Genomic DNA, 18,848 nt, shown 5'->3' with positions numbered 1-18,848 from the left:
TGTGCTAAATCATTGGCTTTCTTCGCCATATAAATCACCTTTCCTTTCTTTGATAGCGGCTTGGACACCTCTATCATAAATCGGAAAGGTGATTTTGTATAACATCTTGACTCGCACCCGCAAAGCGGGTGGTTTTTAGTTTCGCATGTCTCCATTTTTCGGAACACGAAAAACTCCAACATACTCAACAGGCTAAAGCCCATAAAAAGAACTCCCATGACATTACGCCATGGGAGTCTTCATTAACATCAAGCTATATTATTGTCGTGATTTATACAGTGCAATTAGCTGTCCCGGCAATACAGGCATAACTAAGGAATCCTGGAAGTCCTTGATATTACGTGTTACAATATATTCCAATTCTTCCCTTAAAGCGCACTGCATTTGCAATCCATCTTCAAAATCTGTCCACTTTTCATTCATTAAAACCGTTTTTATAGTATCCTTATCTTCAATTATAACGTTCATATTATCGCATAATAACAATAATAATTTTTTCCTTTTATTTACATCGAAATCTTTACGTAGAATGTAAAACAGATCCGATATTGAATGCGCAGTAAGATATCCATCCAAGTCACCAAACAAACATTTTTCCATAATAAACCGAGCATTTTCCTGAAAAGGCTCACGGCACATAAGCCAGTCCAAAACAATGTTCGTATCAATTAATACCCGAATATTTTTCATCCAATGCTCCTAACCGTTCTGACCTTTCATCAATATTACGTTTTATACTCCCTGTAAATTCATCAAACAGAGTCCTTGCCGCTTCTTTAGTCAGCTTGGAACCATTATTATTATTCTCCCCAGGAAAAATGACGATTACCTTGGCTTTCTCCATCGGGGCATTCTCTGCCAGTTGAATCCTCCCGTTGTCATACATGCCCTGTACTGCTATCATCTATATTCACCTCCGTGTTGAATCCATAAATCATAGTATCTATATTTATTATATGCTATTTAACTAATAGATTCAAGAATACCTGCATATTTTACATTAGTCCCATATGCGTGTACATATAACCTTGAGAACTCATTGGAAAACTCATCTTTTGTTACTCTGCCAATACTCGCTTCCAGATAATCAATAAGCTTTTGTTCTGCTATCTTCTTTTCTTCCGAATGATATAACTTAACATTTTACAGCGTTAGCCCCAACCAATGGCATATTTCGGCTAAAACAACATTTTCACAACCTTCATCCATTAGTTTCTTTATTCTCGCCCAGAATTGTAGGTCATACAACTTTAATTTATTATAGTCCTAATGCAATCCTATTACTCAAAATAAGAATATTTCCATGACATATGTTGACAAACGGTATTATGCAGTTCAATAAAAAAGTTTTTTCCTGATCCGGTAGGAGAAGATATAAAAACTGCCGGAACATCATTTTTGAACCATCCTGTAAATTCTCCTTTCAATGCCTCAGAAACATATTGATTAGAGAATTGATTAATCCTAATTTTCCTGATATACCGCCAATCAGGAACACCGAACTCCGCTATTCCATCACCTATCTTGAACTTCTCTGTCGTATAATCATAAATCATTTGTCCTCCATCAAATATTTTCAATCACTTGCGCCTTTAGTTAAAGAACTGACCAAAAAAATTTTTTGCCGCATTTTTTACATCCTATATTCTATAGTGTAATTATAACATACCCACCCTCTACGTACATCCAATTGGTGTCAAATTGGTGTCAAAAGGCGCCCCAGCCAAGCCGGAGCGCCCTTAATTGCGTCACTATTCGCTTAAAAATACTTCTTGCTTCCCCAAAGATTACTCTTCTTCAAATCCAGATACTCATTATAAGCCTTTTCCAGTATCTGCTTCTCATTGGAAAACTTCAGCAGATGGTATGCCTCGTAGAACTTATAATACCCGGAATCCAGAAAGTACTCTTCCCGCTGTGGTTTGCTGTAATAGCTGTCGGCCATCATCAGATACCAGTGTACGTCCTTTTCCACCACATCCTGGGGAGTGTTAAAGGAGTATTGGCTCTTGCCGATATACTTGATAATGGATGCACTGACACCGGTCTCCTCCTTCACTTCACGGAGGGCCGTCTCTTTATACTCTTCGCCAGCTTCTACTGTTCCCTTAGGCAAAACCCATCCCTCATACTTGTTCTTGTAATTCTTATAAAGGACGAGGATTTTCCCGCGAAATATAACCACACCGCCGCAGCTCGTTGCTTCAATCATTGCAATTCCTCCTGGTGTTGGTGTGAACCTGATCTGCGTCTTTACCGGACGGGTCCTTTTAGGCCCCGCGTGCGTCCCGCATGTGTGCAGCACAGCATCAATCGTCCCGGTTACGCAATCATAACTGGTCTTAGTATACAACTTTTGGAAAGGATATGCAAGGCTTATCTGCTATTTCAGGGCTGGCAGGTATTGGGAGGCGGGGATTGGGTAAACGCCGGACAGCCATGCTGATACCGGTATCCTGCCAGACTTTAATCCAGCCCGTTCATCCCTTTAAATACTTTCTCCGCGGTTATGGGAAGTTCCCGTATTCTCACGCCCACTGCATTGTAAACCGCATTGGCAATGGCCGGGGACGGCGTGTTGATCACCACTTCACCGATGGATTTAGCGCCGAATGGACCTGTGGGCTCGAAGCTGCTCTCAAACTCCACCTGTACCCTGCCCACATCCAGACGACTTGGCACCTTATACTGCATAAAGGAATTCTCATGGACCTTTCCGTCCTTTGAATAGCTTACATCCTCATACAGGGCCATGCCGATTCCCTGGACCAGTCCGCCCTCTGTCTGAACCCTTGCCAGGTTTTCATTGAGAGGCGTTCCGCAGTCCACCGCGGCAGCGAATTTGATTAACTCCACCTGTCCTGTCTCCAGATCCACCTCCACCTCGGCGGCTCCTGCCATAAAAGGCGGCGGAGATATGGGCGAGGAATGGGACTGGGTCACCTGAAGGGCGTCCTCATTGGCACACTGCACCCTGTTTGCCAGGTCCTTTATGGAGATTTCCTTTCTGGTGCCGTCCTCCCCGCAGGCCGGCTTATATACCCGCTTTCCGTCAAACTCCAGCTCCTCCACTCCTGTTTCCAGGTATTTGGCTGCCTTGTGAAGAATTTTTTTCTTCAGTGATTCACAAGTCTTTACCACTGCTGTTCCGGTCAGATAGGCAGTGCTGGAAGCATAGGAACCGGAATCATAGGGGGATATATCCGTATCAGCCCCAAATACCACGATATCATCCAGCTCGCAGCCCAGACATTCGGCAGCCACCTGGGCCAGCGTGGTGTCGCAGCCCGTTCCCATGTCGGCCGCACCGATAATCAGGTTGTAAAAACCGTCGTCGTTTATCTTAATGGTAGCGCCTGCCACATCCACCCCGGATATGGAGGAACCCTGCATGGCCATGGCCAGTCCCACGCCGCGCATCTTTGAGCCGCTTACCTGGCGTCTGGGGTATTTCCCGTCCCATCCTATCATGTCTTTGACCCTGGCCACACAGCGGTCCAGAGCGCAGCTGTCCGCTGTCTCACCGTAATAGGCCGGCATGACGTCTCCTTCTTTGACCATGTTAAGTTCCCTGAATTTCACCGGGTCCATGCCCAGCTCTGCCGCCAGCTCGCTTACCGCTGATTCCACGGCAAAGATTCCCTGGGTTGCCCCGTATCCGCGGTATGCCCCGGCCGACATCCGGTTGGTGTAGACCACGTCATAGCTGAACCGGAATGCCTCAGGCGTGTGGTACAGCGGAATGGACTTATGGCCGGACAGGCCCACAGTGGTGGGTCCATGTTCCCCATAGGCCCCTGTATTTGACAATGTATATACATCCATGGCTTTCAGGATACCGTTGTCATCGCATCCCAGCTTCACCCGTACCTCCATCTCGTGGCGGGGTGAGGACGCAATCTGGGACTCATAACGGCTGTAAATGATTTTGGCGGGTTTCCCTGTCTTCCAGGTCACGATGGCAGGGTATACCTCCGCCACAACCGTCTGCTTTGCCCCGAAACCGCCTCCGATTCTGGGCTTGATGACGCGAATCCTGGATTTGGGTATATCCAGGGCATGGGCCAGGATTCTTCTGGTATGGAATGGAATCTGGGTGGAGGCCACCACATTCAGCCTTCCGTACACATCCAGATGGGTGAAGGCCCGGAAGGTCTCCATCATGGCCTGCTGGTTGGCCTTGGTGTGGTACACCCGCTCTATCACATGAGTGCAGCCCGCAAATGCCTGCTCCAGGTCCCCATGGCCCTCAATGCCGGAGGCGCAGAGATTGCGTCTGTTGTCAGCGCCCACATCGCAGAGACTCTTCCAGTCCTCCTCCGGATGCACCAGAACATTGCCGTCCTTGGCGTCGTGCATGTCCAGCACCGGCTCCAGCACTTCATATTTTACACGTATGAGGTGCATGGCATGGTCCACCGTGGCCTCGTCCTTTCCTGCCACGATTGCCACCGCGTCTCCCGCGAAACGCAGCCTGCGGTCCAGTATGAGCCGGTCATAGGGGCTGGGTTCCGGATAGGTCTGCCCCGCCATGGTGAAACGGCTCTGCGGCACGTCCTTCCATGTGAGGATGCACTCAATCCCCGGTATCTTGGCAGCAACGCCGCAGTCTATCTCCTGGACCATGGCATGGGCGTAAGGGCTTCTGAGCACCTTTACCACCAGGCAGTCCTTTAAAGCCAGATCGTCCGTGAACACCGGCTTGCCTGTCACCAGGGCCCTTGCATCCTTCTTGATAAAGGGGGCGCCTACCACCCGGAAATTCCGTCCGGCATGTGTGCTGTCACTACCGCCCCTTGTACCCTCAGATGTCTTATCGTCTGTATATCCCATCTGCTCACACCTCCTGTTTCGATTCCAGATATTTCTTAACCGCCCGCAGCTGGGACATATATCCGCTGCAGCGGCACAGATTGCCGGCCAGATATTCCTTGATGGTCTCCTCATCCGGATTTTTAAGCTCCCGCTCCATGGCCAGCACATTCATGATGAAGCCGGGGCTGCAGAATCCGCACTGCTCTCCGCCCTCCGCTGCCAGAAACATGCCGAATTCCTCTGCTTCCTTCTGAAGTCCTTCCAGAGTAGTGACATGGCGGCCGTTTGCCCTCACAGCCAGGGTGGAACATGACAGCACAGGCTTTCCGTCCAGCCATACGGTGCACAGGCCGCAGTTAGCTGTCTCACAGCCGCGTTTCACGCTGTAGCATCCCAGACTTCTCACCAAATCCAGGAGAAGGTCATCCGGCTCCGCCTCTGCCTGCACATTTTTTCCATTTAACCGAAACTCTATATTCATCCTTTGCTTACGCTCCTTCCTGTAAGTCTCTCCATAAGGCGCCTTGTATACACAGCAGCCAGCTGGCGGCGGTACTGTCCGCTTGCCCTCGTATTGCTGCCATAGGTAAAGGAATCAGCTGCCTCCCCGGCAAGCTGTGCAAGGCTGTCGTATCCGTCGTCCCTGATTTTCACGACCTGCGCCCTCCCCGGCCTGGCTCCCACTGCCACATACCAGTCATTGCCCCACCGGGATACACAGCAGGCTATGACCGGGAAATCCGTTTCCGAATTTCTCTGGGTGGTGTAGGCTGCCTTTCTTCCGTCTTTTTTTATGATAATGCGCACCAGAATATCCCTGTCATCCCGGCGCACAGGCCGTTTGGCAAATTCTTCCAGAGGAACCATTCCTCCGTGATAAAGCTCCACATATGTATCCAGGGCCATCAGGCAGGTCAGGATGTCGGAAAAACCAAAGCGGCTGTAAATGCTGCCTCCCACCGTAGCCAGGTTGCGCATCTGAACACCCACGATATGGCGTGTGCATTCCTTAAAAATGCCTCCGAAATACTGGTTAAGCCCCTGGTCTGTCTCCAACTGGCGCAGGGTGCACATGGCGCCAATCCTGAATTCTTCCTTGGTTTCCTCGATTTTATCAAGTCCCAGGCCGGACAGGTCCACGATGGTACGTTTGGTCACACTGGTCATCTTAAGCCACACCATGCCTCCCACAACCAGGCTGCTGCGCTTCTGACATAGTTCATACGCCTCGGACAGACTGTCCACTTTTACATAATCCTCTGCTCGGAACACGTAGATTCTCCTCTCTTCTCAAATGCGTGAATACACGCCCTAAAATAAAGCAAACAGGGAGATTATATCATGAAATCTCCCTGTTTTCTACATATACCGTTATTCTTTAAAATAATAGATGCATGAACAATGAGCTGATTGGTATGGCCACAATGGTCCGTTCAAGAAGAAAAAACCGCCCACAGCCTGCGAGGACTCATTTAAGGAAACCGGCCTTATCCAGACCATCCGCGACGTGGTGGAACAGCGGTACCGGATGAATTCCCGGGAGAAGCAGTTCATCCGGGAATTAAAGGAGCTGTTTGCCGATAATCCGGCTCAACGGCCCATATAGATATCAAAGAGCTGTCTGGCTATGGGGGCCGCCGCCTTTCCGCCGCTGCCGCCCTCCTCCACCAGAACCGTCACCACCAGCCGCGGAGATTCAGCCGGGGCAAAGCCGGTGAACCAGGCGTGGGTTTCCTTTCCTGTCTCAAACTCGGCAGACCCTGTCTTGGCCGCCACCGTATAAGCATCTGTGCGCACAGCCGAACCCGTTCCCTCTGTGACAACCGCTCTCATAAGCTCCGTAAGTCCCGCTGCCTCCTCCGCGCTCATAAGGCTTCCGTACGCGGCGGGCATGAACTTTTTGATGGTTTCATCTCCTGCGCTGACAACAGAGTCCAGAAAATAGGGCTTCATCAGGGTACCGCCGTTGGCTATGGCAGCCGTAATCATGGCATTGTGAAGGGGCGTAATCTGGGTCGTTCCCTGTCCGATGGAGGTCTGCAGGATTTCCCAGGTTCCGGCTCCGGGTTTCATGTTGTAGGTGCTCTGCTTATAGGGAATCCCGCTCAAAGGGAGAGGTCCGTTAAAGAGAAGCTCTCCCGCGGTGCTGTTCCATTTTCCCAGGTCCATCTTAAGACCCAGGCCGGCAAACGCGCCGTTGCAGGAATTGGCAAAGGCCAGGGTGAAATCCTGATGGCCGTGGGCCGTACCGTGGTAGCACTTAATCCGGTATTCTCCGTTCTCGTACACGCCGTCGCAGTCAAACTGGTAATTCTTATAATCCGCGGGATGTTCCCGCATATATTCCAGCGCAGTCATTATCTTAAAGGTGGAACCAGGGGGATAAAGGCCCTGGGTGGCCCTGTTTAAAAGCTGGCCCTCCTTATTCTCCTGCGCAGTCAGGGCTTCCCAGTCCCCCAGCAGGCTGTTGGGGTCGTAACCGGGCTTTGATACCATGGCAAGTATCTTGCCGGTATCCGGCTCCATGGCAATGACCACGCCCTTTCTGGCTCCCAGCGCGGCGTAGGCAGCCTGCTGAAGTTCTGTATCCAGGGTGGTGTATACATCGTCTCCCGGATTCTTATTGCCGGTCAGTTCATTTCCCACCTGCTCCATCAGATTCACATGGGAGGTCAGCAGATAGAAATTGGCCAGAGCCTCGATTCCTGTCTTGCCTTTGGTGGAATAGCCCACCGCATGGTCAAAGATATCTCCGAAGGGATACACCCTTGTCTCGTTTCCCTCGCCGTCCATCTGGGTCTGGGCCAGCACCGTGCCGTCCGATGCCAGAATCCTGCCCCTCACGATACGGTCCGAAAAGCTGTCCAGCCTTGCGTTATAGGAGTTGTTTATTACATCCTCGCTCTTCACCTGGAGAAAATACCCCAGATAGGCTGCCAGTCCCAGGAACAGGGCCACCACCACATAGGTGATGCCCAGAATGCTGCGGTTGGACTTTGAATTAGACTTTGAATTAGACTTTGAGTTGGACTTTGGGTTAGGCTTTGGGTTGGATTTTGGATTGGACTTTGAGTTGGACTTTGGGCCGGTATCCGCCTTCTTAATCATGGCATCACCTCCTCTCCGGTTTCTTCCTCATCGTTGCGTTTCAGGATATAAAGCCCCTGGATAATACCAAACAGCAGGAATGTTCCCAGGATAGAGCTTCCTCCGTAGCTGACAAAGGGCAGCGTCACTCCTGTGGACGGTATGAATTTGGTCACGCCGCCAACAGTCAGAAATACCTGCACGATATACTCCACCCCCAGGCCAAATGCTATCAGCTTGTAGAACACGGCCTGCATTCTGGCTGCAATCATCATGAACTGAATGAAACAGCCCAGGCAGATAAGAAGTACGCAGATGGCAAAAATGGCTCCCATCTCCTCCGACACCGCCGAAAATATAAAATCCTTCTCCACCACCGGTATCTTTCCCGGCATTCCCTGGCAGAGTCCCATGCCAAACCATCCCCCTGTGCCAATGGCAAAAAGGGACTGGGTAATCTGGTATCCTTTGTTCTCTATATCAGCCCACGGATTGCTCCAGGCCGCCACCCTGCGGCGCACATGGTCGAACAGCTGATAGGCTGCCAGGGCGGCTCCTGTTCCCAGAGCGCTTCCCGTTATCAGATATAGCCAGCTTCCCGTGGCCACAAACAGCATCAGCAGGTAAGTGACAAAGAAAATCAGAGCGCTTCCCAAATCCTTGGACAGTACCAGCACCAGAACATGAGCACCGGCCACGGCCGTTGTCAGGAATATGGTCTTAAAATCCGTGGACTGATAGAACATGGACGCGGCGAAGAATACAAAGGTCAGCTTCACAAATTCCGACGGCTGGATGGACACACCTGCTAAGGTAAGGGACAGCTGGGCCCCGAAGCTCTCATTACCGGCAGCCCATACCACCAGAAGAATGAGGAGCCCTGCCCCCGCATACACCCACTGAAGCTTGTAAAGCTGCCATACCCGCTCCATGATATAGGGCACCAGCCAGGCCAGGGCCGCGGATATGACCACGATGGCAAACTGGCGCAGGGCCTTGTCCAGACCCTTTGCCATGGACAGCCGGGTAAGCATGATGAAGCCCACGCATAACAGCATACAGGCGTTGTTTACCAGCAGTCTGGACACATTCCGGTACAACAGGCGGTACAGGTAAATATAGCACAGGAAAAAGACCACCTGGGCCCCGTAAAACGCCAGAAGCATGGCCTGCATCCCCTCGTCCTCTGTCTTCAGGAACATAACCAGGTACGCCAGAAAATGAATGGCGAACATGGCCCGGTTCTGCCTGGCGCATACCTTGCGCTTGCGTTCCATATCCGGGAAGGAAAAAAAGCGGAAATTCGCATAGGTATAGACCGCCATCAGCAGTATCATCAGATATTTGGATATTTCTACAATCAGATTGGTCATAAGCCTCACTCCACTCCGCGCTTAAAATGTCCCCTGGTAAAGTCCCTGAAGGGGACTTCCACATCCCTGTCATATACAAAGGAACCGATGAATGCGTCGAGTACCTTTTCTGTCTGCTCTGTTCCCTCCACCGTAAACTGAAGGCGCAGGCGCTCTGCCCTGAGCCGGCGCACCAGCTTTTCGCTGCCCAGCAGGGACAGGGGCGCGGGATTGTAAATGGTATTGTAACAGAAGGAACAATGGTTCTTTACAGGAAGTACGGCGCCTGTCCTGTCCTTCATCATAAGTGTCCCCCGTTTATGGGTACATCCTTTTACCGTATTGGTGATGCACTGGGCCGATACCATCATAGGCGCGTTTCCATAGATAATGAGCTCGCTGGTCAGCCCCAGGCCGCGGCATGTCTCAAGAACAGGCTCCATCTCACGGCTGTTCAGCTCCCAGGGCATGGCGAGTACGGACGCCCCCACAGATGCCAGCACCTTGGCGGACCGGCTGTTCCAGCCATATACCGAAGCATCCATGCCAAAGGGCAGGGGGAGTTCAGGCTTTTCCTGTTCCATAAGGTCTTTCAGCCATACTGTCTCCTCCAGTGCCCTGATTAACACGCCGTCAAAGCCTGCCTGACACAGCAGATGACGGCTGGCCCCCAGGTATCTCTGCGCATGGGACCGGAATATCTGCGGAAGGGCCAGCCAGCACTGTTTTCCCCTGTCGTGGCAGCGGTTCGCAATATCCCTCCACTGGTCCGGGCTGAAACCGTCCGCGTCCAGATAAACCACCGATATCTCACCGCGGGCCAGGACAGGAGAAAGCTGGGCTGTTTCTTCCAGGAAGGCCGTGAGGACGGGTTGGGCTGGGGGTTGGGCTGGGGGTTGGGCTGGGGGTTGGGCTTGGGATTGGGTAAGACCAGGCTGGGACTGCGGGGCCGCGGTTTGGATGAGGACAGACCGGGATTCCAGGGCCGCGGAAGAATGTCCAATGACCAATGCAGCGCCATCTGCCCCATTCTCCTCCTGCCGGGATTCCGCCCCCATGCCGCCTTCACCCGTCATTGCTCTGGCGCCGGTAAGCTTTTTCTCCAGCTCCTGAAAGCCGGTGCGGCGCAGCTCATTAAGCGCCTGGACCGGAAGGAATAAATCTCCTTCTATTTGGGCTGTGAGTGTTTCGAAACAAAAGGGGCTCCCTCCCGTCTTATTCAGCTGTTTTAATACCTTCTCCCGGGTCATGGGCTGTTTTTCGGCTGCCTGGGGCGTCTGGCCCAGAACCTGGACCTTTTCTTTGCGGCACTCCAGCGTCAGGCGGCTGGGCTCTCCCTCTGCCAGCTCCACATGCCCCCGTACCTTCTCCTTCAGTTCGGCCTCCACATAGGTCTTATCCAAATATTCAAAGAGTTTCTGGTTTCCCTCCCTGAACTCCGGTTTTTCCCTCAGCGCAACCATGCCGCGGCCATTGTGCCGGGCGTAGTAGCCGTCTGTGAATCCGCCTCTGTCAAAGAGATCCAGGAGCATCTTCCTGTCCTCCGGCTCCACACAGTATCCGTCCCGTCCCTGCTCCAAATACCGGTCCACGTATTTGCGGTAAATGCTCACCACGCCCGCCGTATATCTGGGGCTCTTCATTCTCCCCTCTATCTTCAGGGAGTACACGCCTGCCTCTATGATATCGGGCAGGATGTCAAGGGTGCACAAATCTTTCAGGCTCAGCACATATCTCTCGCTGCTTTTATTGAGAGGGGATGGACCTGGCTGGCCGGAGGAGGCCGGCTTTTTGCCCCGGTTCTTTTTTCCGGTCTGTTCACTGATTCGGGACCTGGCTCCAGCCTGTCCGGCCTGCTCAGGCACGGAATGTTTGCCGTTCATCCGGCTTATGTCCCCCGGCTCATATACCGAGTAGGGAAGACGGCAGGGCTGAGCGCAGCGTCCCCTGTTTCCGCTTCTGCCGCCAATAAGGCTGCTCATAAGACATTGCCCTGAATAGCAGTAACAGAGGGCTCCGTGTACAAAGCTCTCTATCTCTATGTCTGCCTCATCATGGATTCGCCGTATTTCCTCCAGTGACATTTCCCTGGCAGTGACTACCCGGCTGCATCCCATTTCCTTCATCATCCTGGCCCCGTATACGCTGGTCACTGTCATCTGGGTGCTGGAATGAAGCTCCAGACCCGGAAAATGCCGGCGCATGAAAGCCAGTGCTCCCAGATCCTGGACTATGACACCGTCCAATCCCCTCTCGCAGTAGGGACGCATGTAGTTTTCCAGCTCCTTCAGCTCATCTTCCTTGAACAGGGTATTGACTGTCATATACAGACGGCGTCCGTGCAGATGAACATAGTCGATGGCCTCCAAAAGCCCCTTTTCATCCGGGTTATCCGCATAGGCCCTGGCTCCGAACCGGCTGCCCCCCATATAGACTGCGTCAGCTCCCGCTGCCACTGCTGCCTTCATACTGTCAAATGACCCTGCCGGCGCCAGTATCTCTACCTGTCTCTTCTCCATTTTGTCCAACCTTTCCTGAACTGTTACCCTGAAATAAAAGATGCCTCACGTATCCCCATGAGACATCCCCCTCGTAATCTTCTTATCTTCTTCCACCTTTGTGGGAACCGGCCTTTCTGGCTGCCTGCAGCGCCTTTCTGGCAAGCTCCTCATCCGTCATCCCCCCTGTGAGAGGCGCCGCAGCGGGTGCCGTAACAGGCGCAGCGGGCGGTACCGCGGTTGCCGCGGCCTGAGTGGAAGCTACTGTCATTCCCCTGCCTGCTTCTGACGCGGGGTTTAACACCCGCAGAGACGGTGCCGGCTGCTTCTCCTCAGACTGGTCTGCCGATGTGGCCGGCTGCCGCGCAGATGCGTCTGCATCCGGTGTCTGTGAAACGGCCTCCGGCTGAGAAGCTTCCCGGACACCGGAACCGGAAACAGGTTCCGGACAGGAGGCATTCAGTGTAATGCCGGCCTCCACTTCCACGGTTTCCTTTATCTCCTCCACTGCCTCTGCCTGCACTCTGGCTTTATTTTCGGTCTCAGCGGATGGGTTATTTCTGAGATTCTGAAGGTTTTCCCTGGCTTCCTTTAATTCGCCTTCCAGCTGGGCGGTGCGGCGGTTCAGACGATCCAGCTCCCTCTGGCGCTCCTCCAAATCCTTAAGCACTGCCTCCAGCTTCATCTGTGTGCTGACCAGCTCGTGCTTTAAGCTGTAGGTCTCCTTCTCCATATCGTTCTTCTGACGCTCCATTCCCTCGCCCCATTCCACGGCTTTGAAATAATCGTCTGCTATATTTAACTCCGTCATGACCATCTGGTAATCCGCACTCTGTTTGGTGAATCCCGGTACCTTCCTCATGGCGCTGTTTTTCTCGTTTACGTAGCTGGCAGCTTTCTGGAGATAGCTCTCATCCTCGCTGCCGCCCAGTGTGTATACTTTTCCGTCTATTAGAACTTGGGTGTAATTTTTTGTATCCATTCTGCTCCCCTGCTTTCCTGCTTTGCTGGTTTGTGGCCTGATGATTTGTGCGGCTGATTCCTGCGGGCCTGCCGGTGCGCTGGTGCGTCTGCCTGGTCCGCAGTGCACGGCGGATTCCGCTGCGCACGCTCGATTCCGCTGCGCACGCTCGATTCCGCTGCGCTCCATCTCACTCACGGGCTTCGCCCTATGAAAAAAGGCATGGGCAGATTTCCTTATGTGCAGGCACAACGGCAATCTGCCCATGCCTTTTTTCGCACTGCTCATTGCCTACGTGGACATTATACCACACCCCCAGCCTTCTTAACAAGGCGGTTTCTACATTTCTAAGCCCAGGTGATGATAGGCTGTTTCGGTGGCCATGCGGCCCCTCGGGGTGCGGTTGATTAGGCCGTTCATAAGGAGGTATGGTTCGTATACCTCCTCCAGGGTTCCCGAATCTTCTCCCAGAGCCGCTGCCAGGGTGTCTAATCCCACGGGACCGCCGGAAAATTTTTCTATAATCATCAGCAGGATATTCCTGTCGTTCTGGTCCAGTCCCAGTTTGTCTACATCCATGATGTCCAGGGCAAAATCAGTTACCTCCCGGGTAATAACGCCGTCATATTTGACCTGGGCAAAATCCCTGACCCGCTTTAACAGCCGGTTGGCCAGCCTTGGGGTTCCCCTGGAACGTCTGGCCAGCTCCATGGCTCCCCCTGCTTCGATTTCCACGCCCAGGACCCTGGCAGAGTGGAGGATAATGATTTTCAGCTCCTCCGGCGTATAGAATTCCAGCCGCTGAATCACTCCGAACCGGTCCCTTAAAGGCGCGGTGAGAAGTCCTGCCCTGGTGGTGGCTCCCACCAGGGTAAAATGGGGCAGGTCCAGGCGTATGGACCTGGCAGTGGAGTCCTTTCCCAGCATGATGTCGATGGCAAAATCCTCCATGGCCGGGTACAGCACCTCCTCCACCTGACGGTTCAGACGGTGTATCTCGTCCACGAATAGCACATCTCCTTCCTGGAGATTGTTCAGAATGGCCGCCATCTCTCCCGGCTTTTCAATGGCCGGGCCGCTGGTGACCTTCATATTGGTTCCCATCTCATTGGCAATGATACCTGCCAGCGTGGTCTTGCCCAGGCCCGGCGGGCCGTAAAACAGCACATGGTCCAGGGGCTCCCCTCTGGTCTTGGCTGCTTCTATATAGATGTTCAGGGTGGACTTAATCTTCTCCTGCCCCACATAATCCCTGAGACATTGGGGTCGGAGCGTGGTCTCTATGCGCTCGTCTTCCGCCGTCACTTGCGTTGTTATAATCCTGCGTTCCATTTACACCTCTGCATATCCCAATTTCACGTTTGCCAGAATCCTTACAGGAAGGACAGATGCTTCAAGGACGCCTTTAACACATCCTCCGAAGTCATCCCGTCCGTGACCTCCACCTGCTTCACTGCCCTGGATGCCTCCGTGTTGGTGTAGCCAAGGGCTACCAGCGCCTGGACTGCCTCCTTGGCCGCTTCCACCATGCCTGCCACGGATGCGCCTGTATCCACAGCACCCATGCCGGCCCCGCCGGCCATGTTCCCCAGCACGTCGTCCATGGATATCTTGTCCTTCAAATCCAGAATCAGGCGCTGGGCCGTCTTGTTGCCAATGCCCGGCGCTTTGGCCAGGGCCTTCACATCCTCTCTGACAATGGCCAGGCGCAGGTCGTCCGGTCGGAGCACGGAGAGAATTCCCAATGCGCCCTTTGGTCCGATGCCGTTCACCCCCAGCAGCTGCCTGAACATGTCCCTGTCCTGACTGTGAAGGAAGCCATAGAGCGTCATGGCATCCTCCCTTACCTGAAAATATGTATAAACCGTCACCTCTTTCCCCATTCCCGGAAGCTCCGGAAGCAGGGAGACAGGCACGTGGATGGCCAGGCCCACATGACCTGCCTCCACCACGATAACGTCTTCCTCAATGGCCACGAGAGGCCCTTTTACGTAAGAAATCATATATTCTTCCTGTTCTTTCTCTCTCTAATGTCCTGCCCTTCATCATATCATACCCATGAATCCAATGCAAGTCTGCCGAACAAATATTCTGTTTTGGGCCAAACTCCGGGCATCAGACACTTGCGTTCCCGGATTTTTTAGTATACACTAACCCATAGGGGATATCCGGAGTTTACCGCAGCTCATATCCGGTTCCCGCTAAAAAAGGAGTGATTACACATGATAACCGTTAAACATCCCGTAGATTTACCTGATACATATCCTCTGGAGCGCATTGGCCCCCTTAAGGACCTGTTGTTTTTCGATATAGAAACCACTGGTTTTTCCGGCGACACATCCCAGCTGTACCTGATCGGCTGCACATACCACGACGGCTTTGGCTGGAGGCTCATACAGTGGTTTGCCAACTCGCGCGAATCCGAGAGGGAGATTCTGACAGCCTTCTTCACCTTCATGGAGCGCTTTAAGATACTGGTACATTTTAACGGAGACGGCTTTGATATCCCATATCTTTTAAAATGCTGCCGCCGGCTGGACCTGCCCTATGATTTTGACCGCATAAAAAGCGTGGATATCTACAAAAAAATAAAGCCCTACCGTAAGCTGCTGGGCCTTGAGAACATGAAGCAGAAATCCATAGAGCAGTTCCTGGGTGTTGCCCGGGAAGACAAATACAACGGAGGGCAGCTCATAGAGGTCTACCGTGAATACCTGATGACCCATGAATCCTTCCTGTACGACCTGCTGATTCTCCACAATGAGGACGACTTAAAGGGCATGCCCTCCATCCTGCCCATCCTGAGCTACGCGGATATGATGGAAGCCCCGTTTTCACTGGAATCCCAGCAGCTTTTCACCTATGATGACATGGCCGGAAACGCCTGCCCCTTCCTCAGCCTGACCTTAAAAAGCCCCTGCGCCATCCCGGTGCCCCTGGAATACGACAGTGCACCGGTAAGCCTGGAGCTGAGCCGGGACACTCTTGTGTGCAATATTGCCCTCTTCCAGGGAGAGCTCAAGTACTTTTATTCCAACTATAAGGACTATTATTACCTGCCCATGGAAGACACGGCCATCCATAAAAGCGTAGGCGAATATGTGGACAGGGATGCGCGTACAAAGGCCACTGCCAGAACCTGCTACACCAAAAAGCAGGGACTTTTTCTTCCACAGTTCGGCTGCCTCTGGTCCCCTGCCCTCATGCAGGAATATAAGGCATCCCTCACCTACGCGGAATATGAACCGGAAATGCTGTCTCCGGGCGGCATCGCTGACGCCTATGCCAGGCAGATTCTCTCTTATGTGAGCCAGGCAAAGGAGCTTTAATATCCTGCCGGGGATATATCGTCATGCCGGGCCTATATTATCCTGCCCGAGCTATATCATCCCGCCGGCCAACGTGATACAGGCAGCCTTACCATGTAAAGCTGCCCGCTATCCCAATTCCTGATATTCCTTAAAGGCCATGGGGTTGAACCAATGGATGCAAACCGCAGTGAACACCAGGATTTTCCACAGGTTATCAAACCGTCTTATGTGCACATACTCATGCCGTAAAACACCGTATGTTCCTCCTGGCCGGATGGGATATGTTCCACTCTTCCATGAAATGATTTCCCTGTACAGGTTTCATATAAACTGCCGCCTAGGTCCTGCACCACGCAAAAAAAGCCCTGTCAAAAAGACAGGACTTACTAAAACATCATTACCGCATCTTCCCTACTTCCTGGGCAAAGCCGCCCGGTAGGTTTCTCCCACCGTATTGCCGGAATAGGCAGCGTACATATGGGTGGTGGTGGAATCCGAATGTCCCAGCATGGCCTGGACCGCATGGATATCGGCGCCGCCCCGAATCAGATGGGCAGCAAAGGAATGGCGCAGGGTATGAGGGGTTATATCTGCCTGGATACCGGCCTTTTCCCCATAGTACTTGATAATCTTCCAGAAGCCCTGGCGGCTCATGGCCTTGCCGCTGCAATTGGTGAAAAGCCACTGGGATTCCTTACCCTTAAGCAGCTCGTGACGTCCCTTTTCCAGATACACACTCAAAGCCTGCTTGGCCGGTTTTCCAAAAGGAACCATGCGCTCCTTCTGTCCATCCCTGCAAGTGATGTAGCCCACCTGCATGTTAAGATCTGAAAGCTCCAGCCCGATTAGCTCTGACACCCGTATGCCCGTGGCGTACAAAAGCTCCAGCATGGCCTTGTCCCGTATCTCCTTGGATGTTGTCATGCCGGGCTGGTTTAGCAGAGCGTTGACCTCATTGACACTCAGTATGACAGGGGCCTTTTTCTCAATTTTGGGCGCTTTCAGGAGCTCTGCCGGGTCCTTGCGGATTCGTCCTTCTTTGAACATGAAATTGAAAAAAGCCTTCATGGATGCCAGTTCCCTGGATATGGTGGTCGTGGCCTTCCCCTCTTTTTCCAAAAAAAGGATATATGAATTCAGACTGGTCTTAGTCACCTTTTCAACTTCTGTTATTCCTTTATCCTCCAGAAAAGACGCCAGCTGCATCAAATCTCTCTGGTAGGAAATTTCCGTGTTCCTGGAGGTCTTTTTCACATCCCTCAGGTAGCTCACAAAGCTTTTTATATCGGACGTCATATCGCTATTTTCCCCTAACCCGTTTCTCACAAAAAGTAGCCCAAAATCGTATGCTGACTATCATTATATCTGCATTTTTCTATAAAATCAAACACATTTTTCCCACTTTGGACCCCATTTTCAAGTGATTAACATAAAACATACAACATGTTGGAAGGGGGTATTTTTGTATGTCAATATGTTGTAAAGCAATGGTAAAATTTTTTTCTCACATAACTCAAAAAAACATCAGAATACCTTTTCTTTCAGTGCTTTTACCAGCTCCACATAAAACTCCGTCACATCAAATCCCCTGTAATCCTCACGCTTTAAATCAATCATATCACCGTGGGATATGCCCCTGTGCTTACGGTTGGAAAGGGTTCCTTTAAATTCGCCCCACATGGCGGACTCCGGTGTCACCAGCCCGTCGTTTTTACCATCCACGGCCCGGATGATAAGGTAGGGAAACCATAGAAGGGGATCTCTGAGGAAATCCCTCATGACCGATGCATAGCTCTGGTAATAAACACCCGGAGCATCCGCTGTCTCTTCGTTGAAACAGATACTGGCTCTATGTACAAAGCCAGGAACAGCCGCTTCAGGCAGACATGTCCTGTTTTTCTCTTCTTCACGTACATCTCTCCTTTTGGATTCCTATAATAACAGCAGAAGCGTGCCTGCGGTCAGAAGAACCAGACCTGTGAAAGATTTGCGGTCCAGCTTCTCCCCCAGGAATATCCTGGAAAACAGTATGGTCACCAGAATACTGAGCTTATCAATGGGAACCACGATACTGGCAGGCCCGTCCTGCAGGGCCCTGTAATAACACAGCCAGGAGGCTCCTGTGGCAAACCCCGAAATAATGAGGAAAAACCAGCTCTTTGGCGCAATCCTCCCCAGATGCTTCTGCTTTCCCTGAAGGAACACCAGGAGCCAGGCCATTGCCAGCACCACGCAGGTGCGGATGGCTGTTCCCAGGTTGGATTCCACTCCCTGTATTCCAATTTTTCCCAGAATGGCGGTCAGGCTGGCAAATACAGCCGATAAAAGGGCAGCCGCAAGCCATCCGCTGTTCCCCGGCTGCTCCGCCCTTCCCTCCCGCTTCTGAATCATCAGCAGGGTGCCTGTCCCAATCAGGACCATGCACAGGATTTTCATTCCCCCAAGACCCTCTCCCAAAATCAGGGCAGCCAGAAACATGGTCAGGATAGTGCTGGATTTATCAATGGGAGCCACCTTGTTCACATCCCCCAGCTGAAGAGCCTTGAAATAGAACAGCCAGGAAGCCCCTGTGGCCACACCGGACAGTACCAGAAACAGACAGGTTCCGCCGCTTATGGTTCCTATGGAACCAGCCGTTCCGGTAAGGAACACCATAATCCACGAAAACACAAGAACCACTGCGGTACGGACCGCGGTAGCCAAATCCGAGTCCGTATCCCTGACGCCGATTTTCGATAAGACGGCAGTCAGACCGGCGAACACGGCTGAACCGAAAGCAAACAACAGCCACTCCATAATTACTTCCCCCACTTATCCTTTGTGT

19 protein-coding genes and 1 pseudogene are annotated in these 18,848 nt (G+C 52.2%); 2 read left to right on the top strand and 18 right to left on the bottom strand.

Going from position 1 to position 18,848, the window contains the following annotated elements; all coding sequences use genetic code 11:
• From G614_RS32135 to G614_RS0103800, 8 genes are all read right to left on the bottom strand, one after another.
• A partial coding sequence (locus tag G614_RS32135) for a hypothetical protein (RefSeq protein WP_027640874.1) occupies nucleotides 1-203 on the bottom strand: 203 nt, incomplete at its 3' end.
• 55 nt (nucleotides 204-258) lie between these two features.
• Nucleotides 259-690: a PIN domain-containing protein gene (locus G614_RS0103830; RefSeq protein ID WP_049948041.1), complete on the bottom strand. Its 432-nt coding sequence runs from the start codon at nucleotides 688-690 to the stop codon at nucleotides 259-261.
• Nucleotides 665-904, bottom strand: a complete 240-nt coding sequence (locus tag G614_RS0103825) for a hypothetical protein (RefSeq protein ID WP_027640872.1) — start codon at nucleotides 902-904, stop codon at nucleotides 665-667. The genes G614_RS0103830 and G614_RS0103825 overlap by 26 nt, the downstream gene beginning before the upstream one ends.
• Nucleotides 905-1,280: 376 nt before the next feature.
• A complete protein-coding gene (locus tag G614_RS0103820; RefSeq protein ID WP_162142729.1) occupies nucleotides 1,281-1,580 on the bottom strand; it encodes a hypothetical protein in 300 nt (99 codons plus the stop codon).
• Nucleotides 1,581-1,759: 179 nt separating this feature from the next.
• The gene (locus G614_RS0103815) at nucleotides 1,760-2,212 is read right to left on the bottom strand and encodes an NUDIX hydrolase (RefSeq protein ID WP_002567924.1); all 453 of its coding nucleotides are present in this window, start codon (nucleotides 2,210-2,212) and stop codon (nucleotides 1,760-1,762) included.
• Between the two features lie 254 nt (nucleotides 2,213-2,466).
• A complete protein-coding gene (locus tag G614_RS0103810) occupies nucleotides 2,467-4,833 on the bottom strand; it encodes a xanthine dehydrogenase family protein molybdopterin-binding subunit (protein ID WP_027640870.1) in 2,367 nt (788 codons plus the stop codon).
• Nucleotides 4,834-4,837: 4 nt separating this feature from the next.
• Nucleotides 4,838-5,296 (bottom strand): (2Fe-2S)-binding protein, encoded by a 459-nt coding sequence (locus tag G614_RS0103805; protein ID WP_027640869.1) that lies wholly within the window; start codon nucleotides 5,294-5,296, stop codon nucleotides 4,838-4,840.
• Nucleotides 5,293-6,087 (bottom strand): FAD binding domain-containing protein, encoded by a 795-nt coding sequence (locus G614_RS0103800; protein ID WP_022202628.1) that lies wholly within the window; start codon nucleotides 6,085-6,087, stop codon nucleotides 5,293-5,295. Before G614_RS0103800 ends, G614_RS0103805 begins: the two co-directional genes overlap by 4 nt.
• Nucleotides 6,088-6,241: 154 nt before the next feature.
• Between G614_RS0103800 and G614_RS34930 the strand changes: the two are divergent.
• A pseudogene (locus tag G614_RS34930) lies at nucleotides 6,242-6,349 on the top strand (LysR family transcriptional regulator); the annotation flags it as partial.
• Between the two features lie 56 nt (nucleotides 6,350-6,405).
• Here the strand turns inward: G614_RS34930 and G614_RS0103790 are convergent.
• The 6 genes from G614_RS0103790 to ruvA form a co-directional block, all read right to left on the bottom strand.
• Nucleotides 6,406-7,920, bottom strand: coding sequence for a peptidoglycan D,D-transpeptidase FtsI family protein (locus G614_RS0103790; protein ID WP_027640868.1), 1,515 nt, complete (start codon nucleotides 7,918-7,920; stop codon nucleotides 6,406-6,408).
• Complete coding sequence (locus tag G614_RS0103785) at nucleotides 7,920-9,275, bottom strand: FtsW/RodA/SpoVE family cell cycle protein (protein WP_027640867.1); 1,356 nt, start codon at nucleotides 9,273-9,275, stop codon at nucleotides 7,920-7,922. Before G614_RS0103785 ends, G614_RS0103790 begins: the two co-directional genes overlap by 1 nt.
• 5 nt (nucleotides 9,276-9,280) lie before the next feature.
• Nucleotides 9,281-11,773 carry a U32 family peptidase gene (locus G614_RS0103780; protein WP_027640866.1) on the bottom strand — a complete coding sequence of 831 codons (2,493 nt, stop codon included), beginning with the start codon at nucleotides 11,771-11,773 and terminating at the stop codon, nucleotides 9,281-9,283.
• Nucleotides 11,774-11,855: 82 nt separating this feature from the next.
• Nucleotides 11,856-12,734 carry a cell division protein ZapA gene (gene zapA / locus G614_RS0103775; RefSeq protein WP_027640865.1) on the bottom strand — a complete coding sequence of 293 codons (879 nt, stop codon included), beginning with the start codon at nucleotides 12,732-12,734 and terminating at the stop codon, nucleotides 11,856-11,858.
• A gap of 318 nt (nucleotides 12,735-13,052) precedes the next feature.
• Complete coding sequence (gene ruvB, locus G614_RS0103770) at nucleotides 13,053-14,045, bottom strand: Holliday junction branch migration DNA helicase RuvB (protein WP_027640864.1); 993 nt, start codon at nucleotides 14,043-14,045, stop codon at nucleotides 13,053-13,055.
• Nucleotides 14,046-14,086: 41 nt separating this feature from the next.
• The gene (gene ruvA / locus G614_RS0103765) at nucleotides 14,087-14,716 is read right to left on the bottom strand and encodes a Holliday junction branch migration protein RuvA (protein WP_027640863.1); all 630 of its coding nucleotides are present in this window, start codon (nucleotides 14,714-14,716) and stop codon (nucleotides 14,087-14,089) included.
• A 219-nt stretch (nucleotides 14,717-14,935) separates the two neighbouring features.
• Between ruvA and G614_RS0103760 the strand changes: the two genes are divergently transcribed.
• Nucleotides 14,936-16,042, top strand: a complete 1,107-nt coding sequence (locus G614_RS0103760; protein ID WP_027640862.1) for a ribonuclease H-like domain-containing protein — start codon at nucleotides 14,936-14,938, stop codon at nucleotides 16,040-16,042.
• 108 nt (nucleotides 16,043-16,150) lie between these two features.
• Here the strand turns inward: G614_RS0103760 and G614_RS34215 are convergent, their stop codons facing one another.
• The 4 genes from G614_RS34215 to G614_RS0103735 form a co-directional block, all read right to left on the bottom strand.
• A complete protein-coding gene (locus G614_RS34215) occupies nucleotides 16,151-16,300 on the bottom strand; it encodes a M56 family metallopeptidase (RefSeq protein WP_278245976.1) in 150 nt (49 codons plus the stop codon).
• Nucleotides 16,301-16,435: 135 nt separating this feature from the next.
• Nucleotides 16,436-17,320 (bottom strand): site-specific tyrosine recombinase, encoded by an 885-nt coding sequence (locus G614_RS0103745; protein WP_027640861.1) that lies wholly within the window; start codon nucleotides 17,318-17,320, stop codon nucleotides 16,436-16,438.
• A gap of 228 nt (nucleotides 17,321-17,548) precedes the next feature.
• The gene (locus G614_RS32420; RefSeq protein WP_242827992.1) at nucleotides 17,549-17,803 is read right to left on the bottom strand and encodes a hypothetical protein; all 255 of its coding nucleotides are present in this window, start codon (nucleotides 17,801-17,803) and stop codon (nucleotides 17,549-17,551) included.
• Between the two features lie 153 nt (nucleotides 17,804-17,956).
• The gene (locus G614_RS0103735; RefSeq protein WP_027640860.1) at nucleotides 17,957-18,820 is read right to left on the bottom strand and encodes an EamA family transporter; all 864 of its coding nucleotides are present in this window, start codon (nucleotides 18,818-18,820) and stop codon (nucleotides 17,957-17,959) included.
• Nucleotides 18,821-18,848 lie beyond the last annotated feature (28 nt).

It is taken from the genome of [Clostridium] clostridioforme AGR2157, from assembly GCF_000424325.1.
GTDB classification, from domain to species: Bacteria; Bacillota; Clostridia; order Lachnospirales; family Lachnospiraceae; genus Enterocloster; species Enterocloster clostridioformis_A.
The sequence above is the reverse complement of the archived record's forward strand: the minus strand, read 5'-3'. Positions and strand labels throughout refer to the sequence as shown.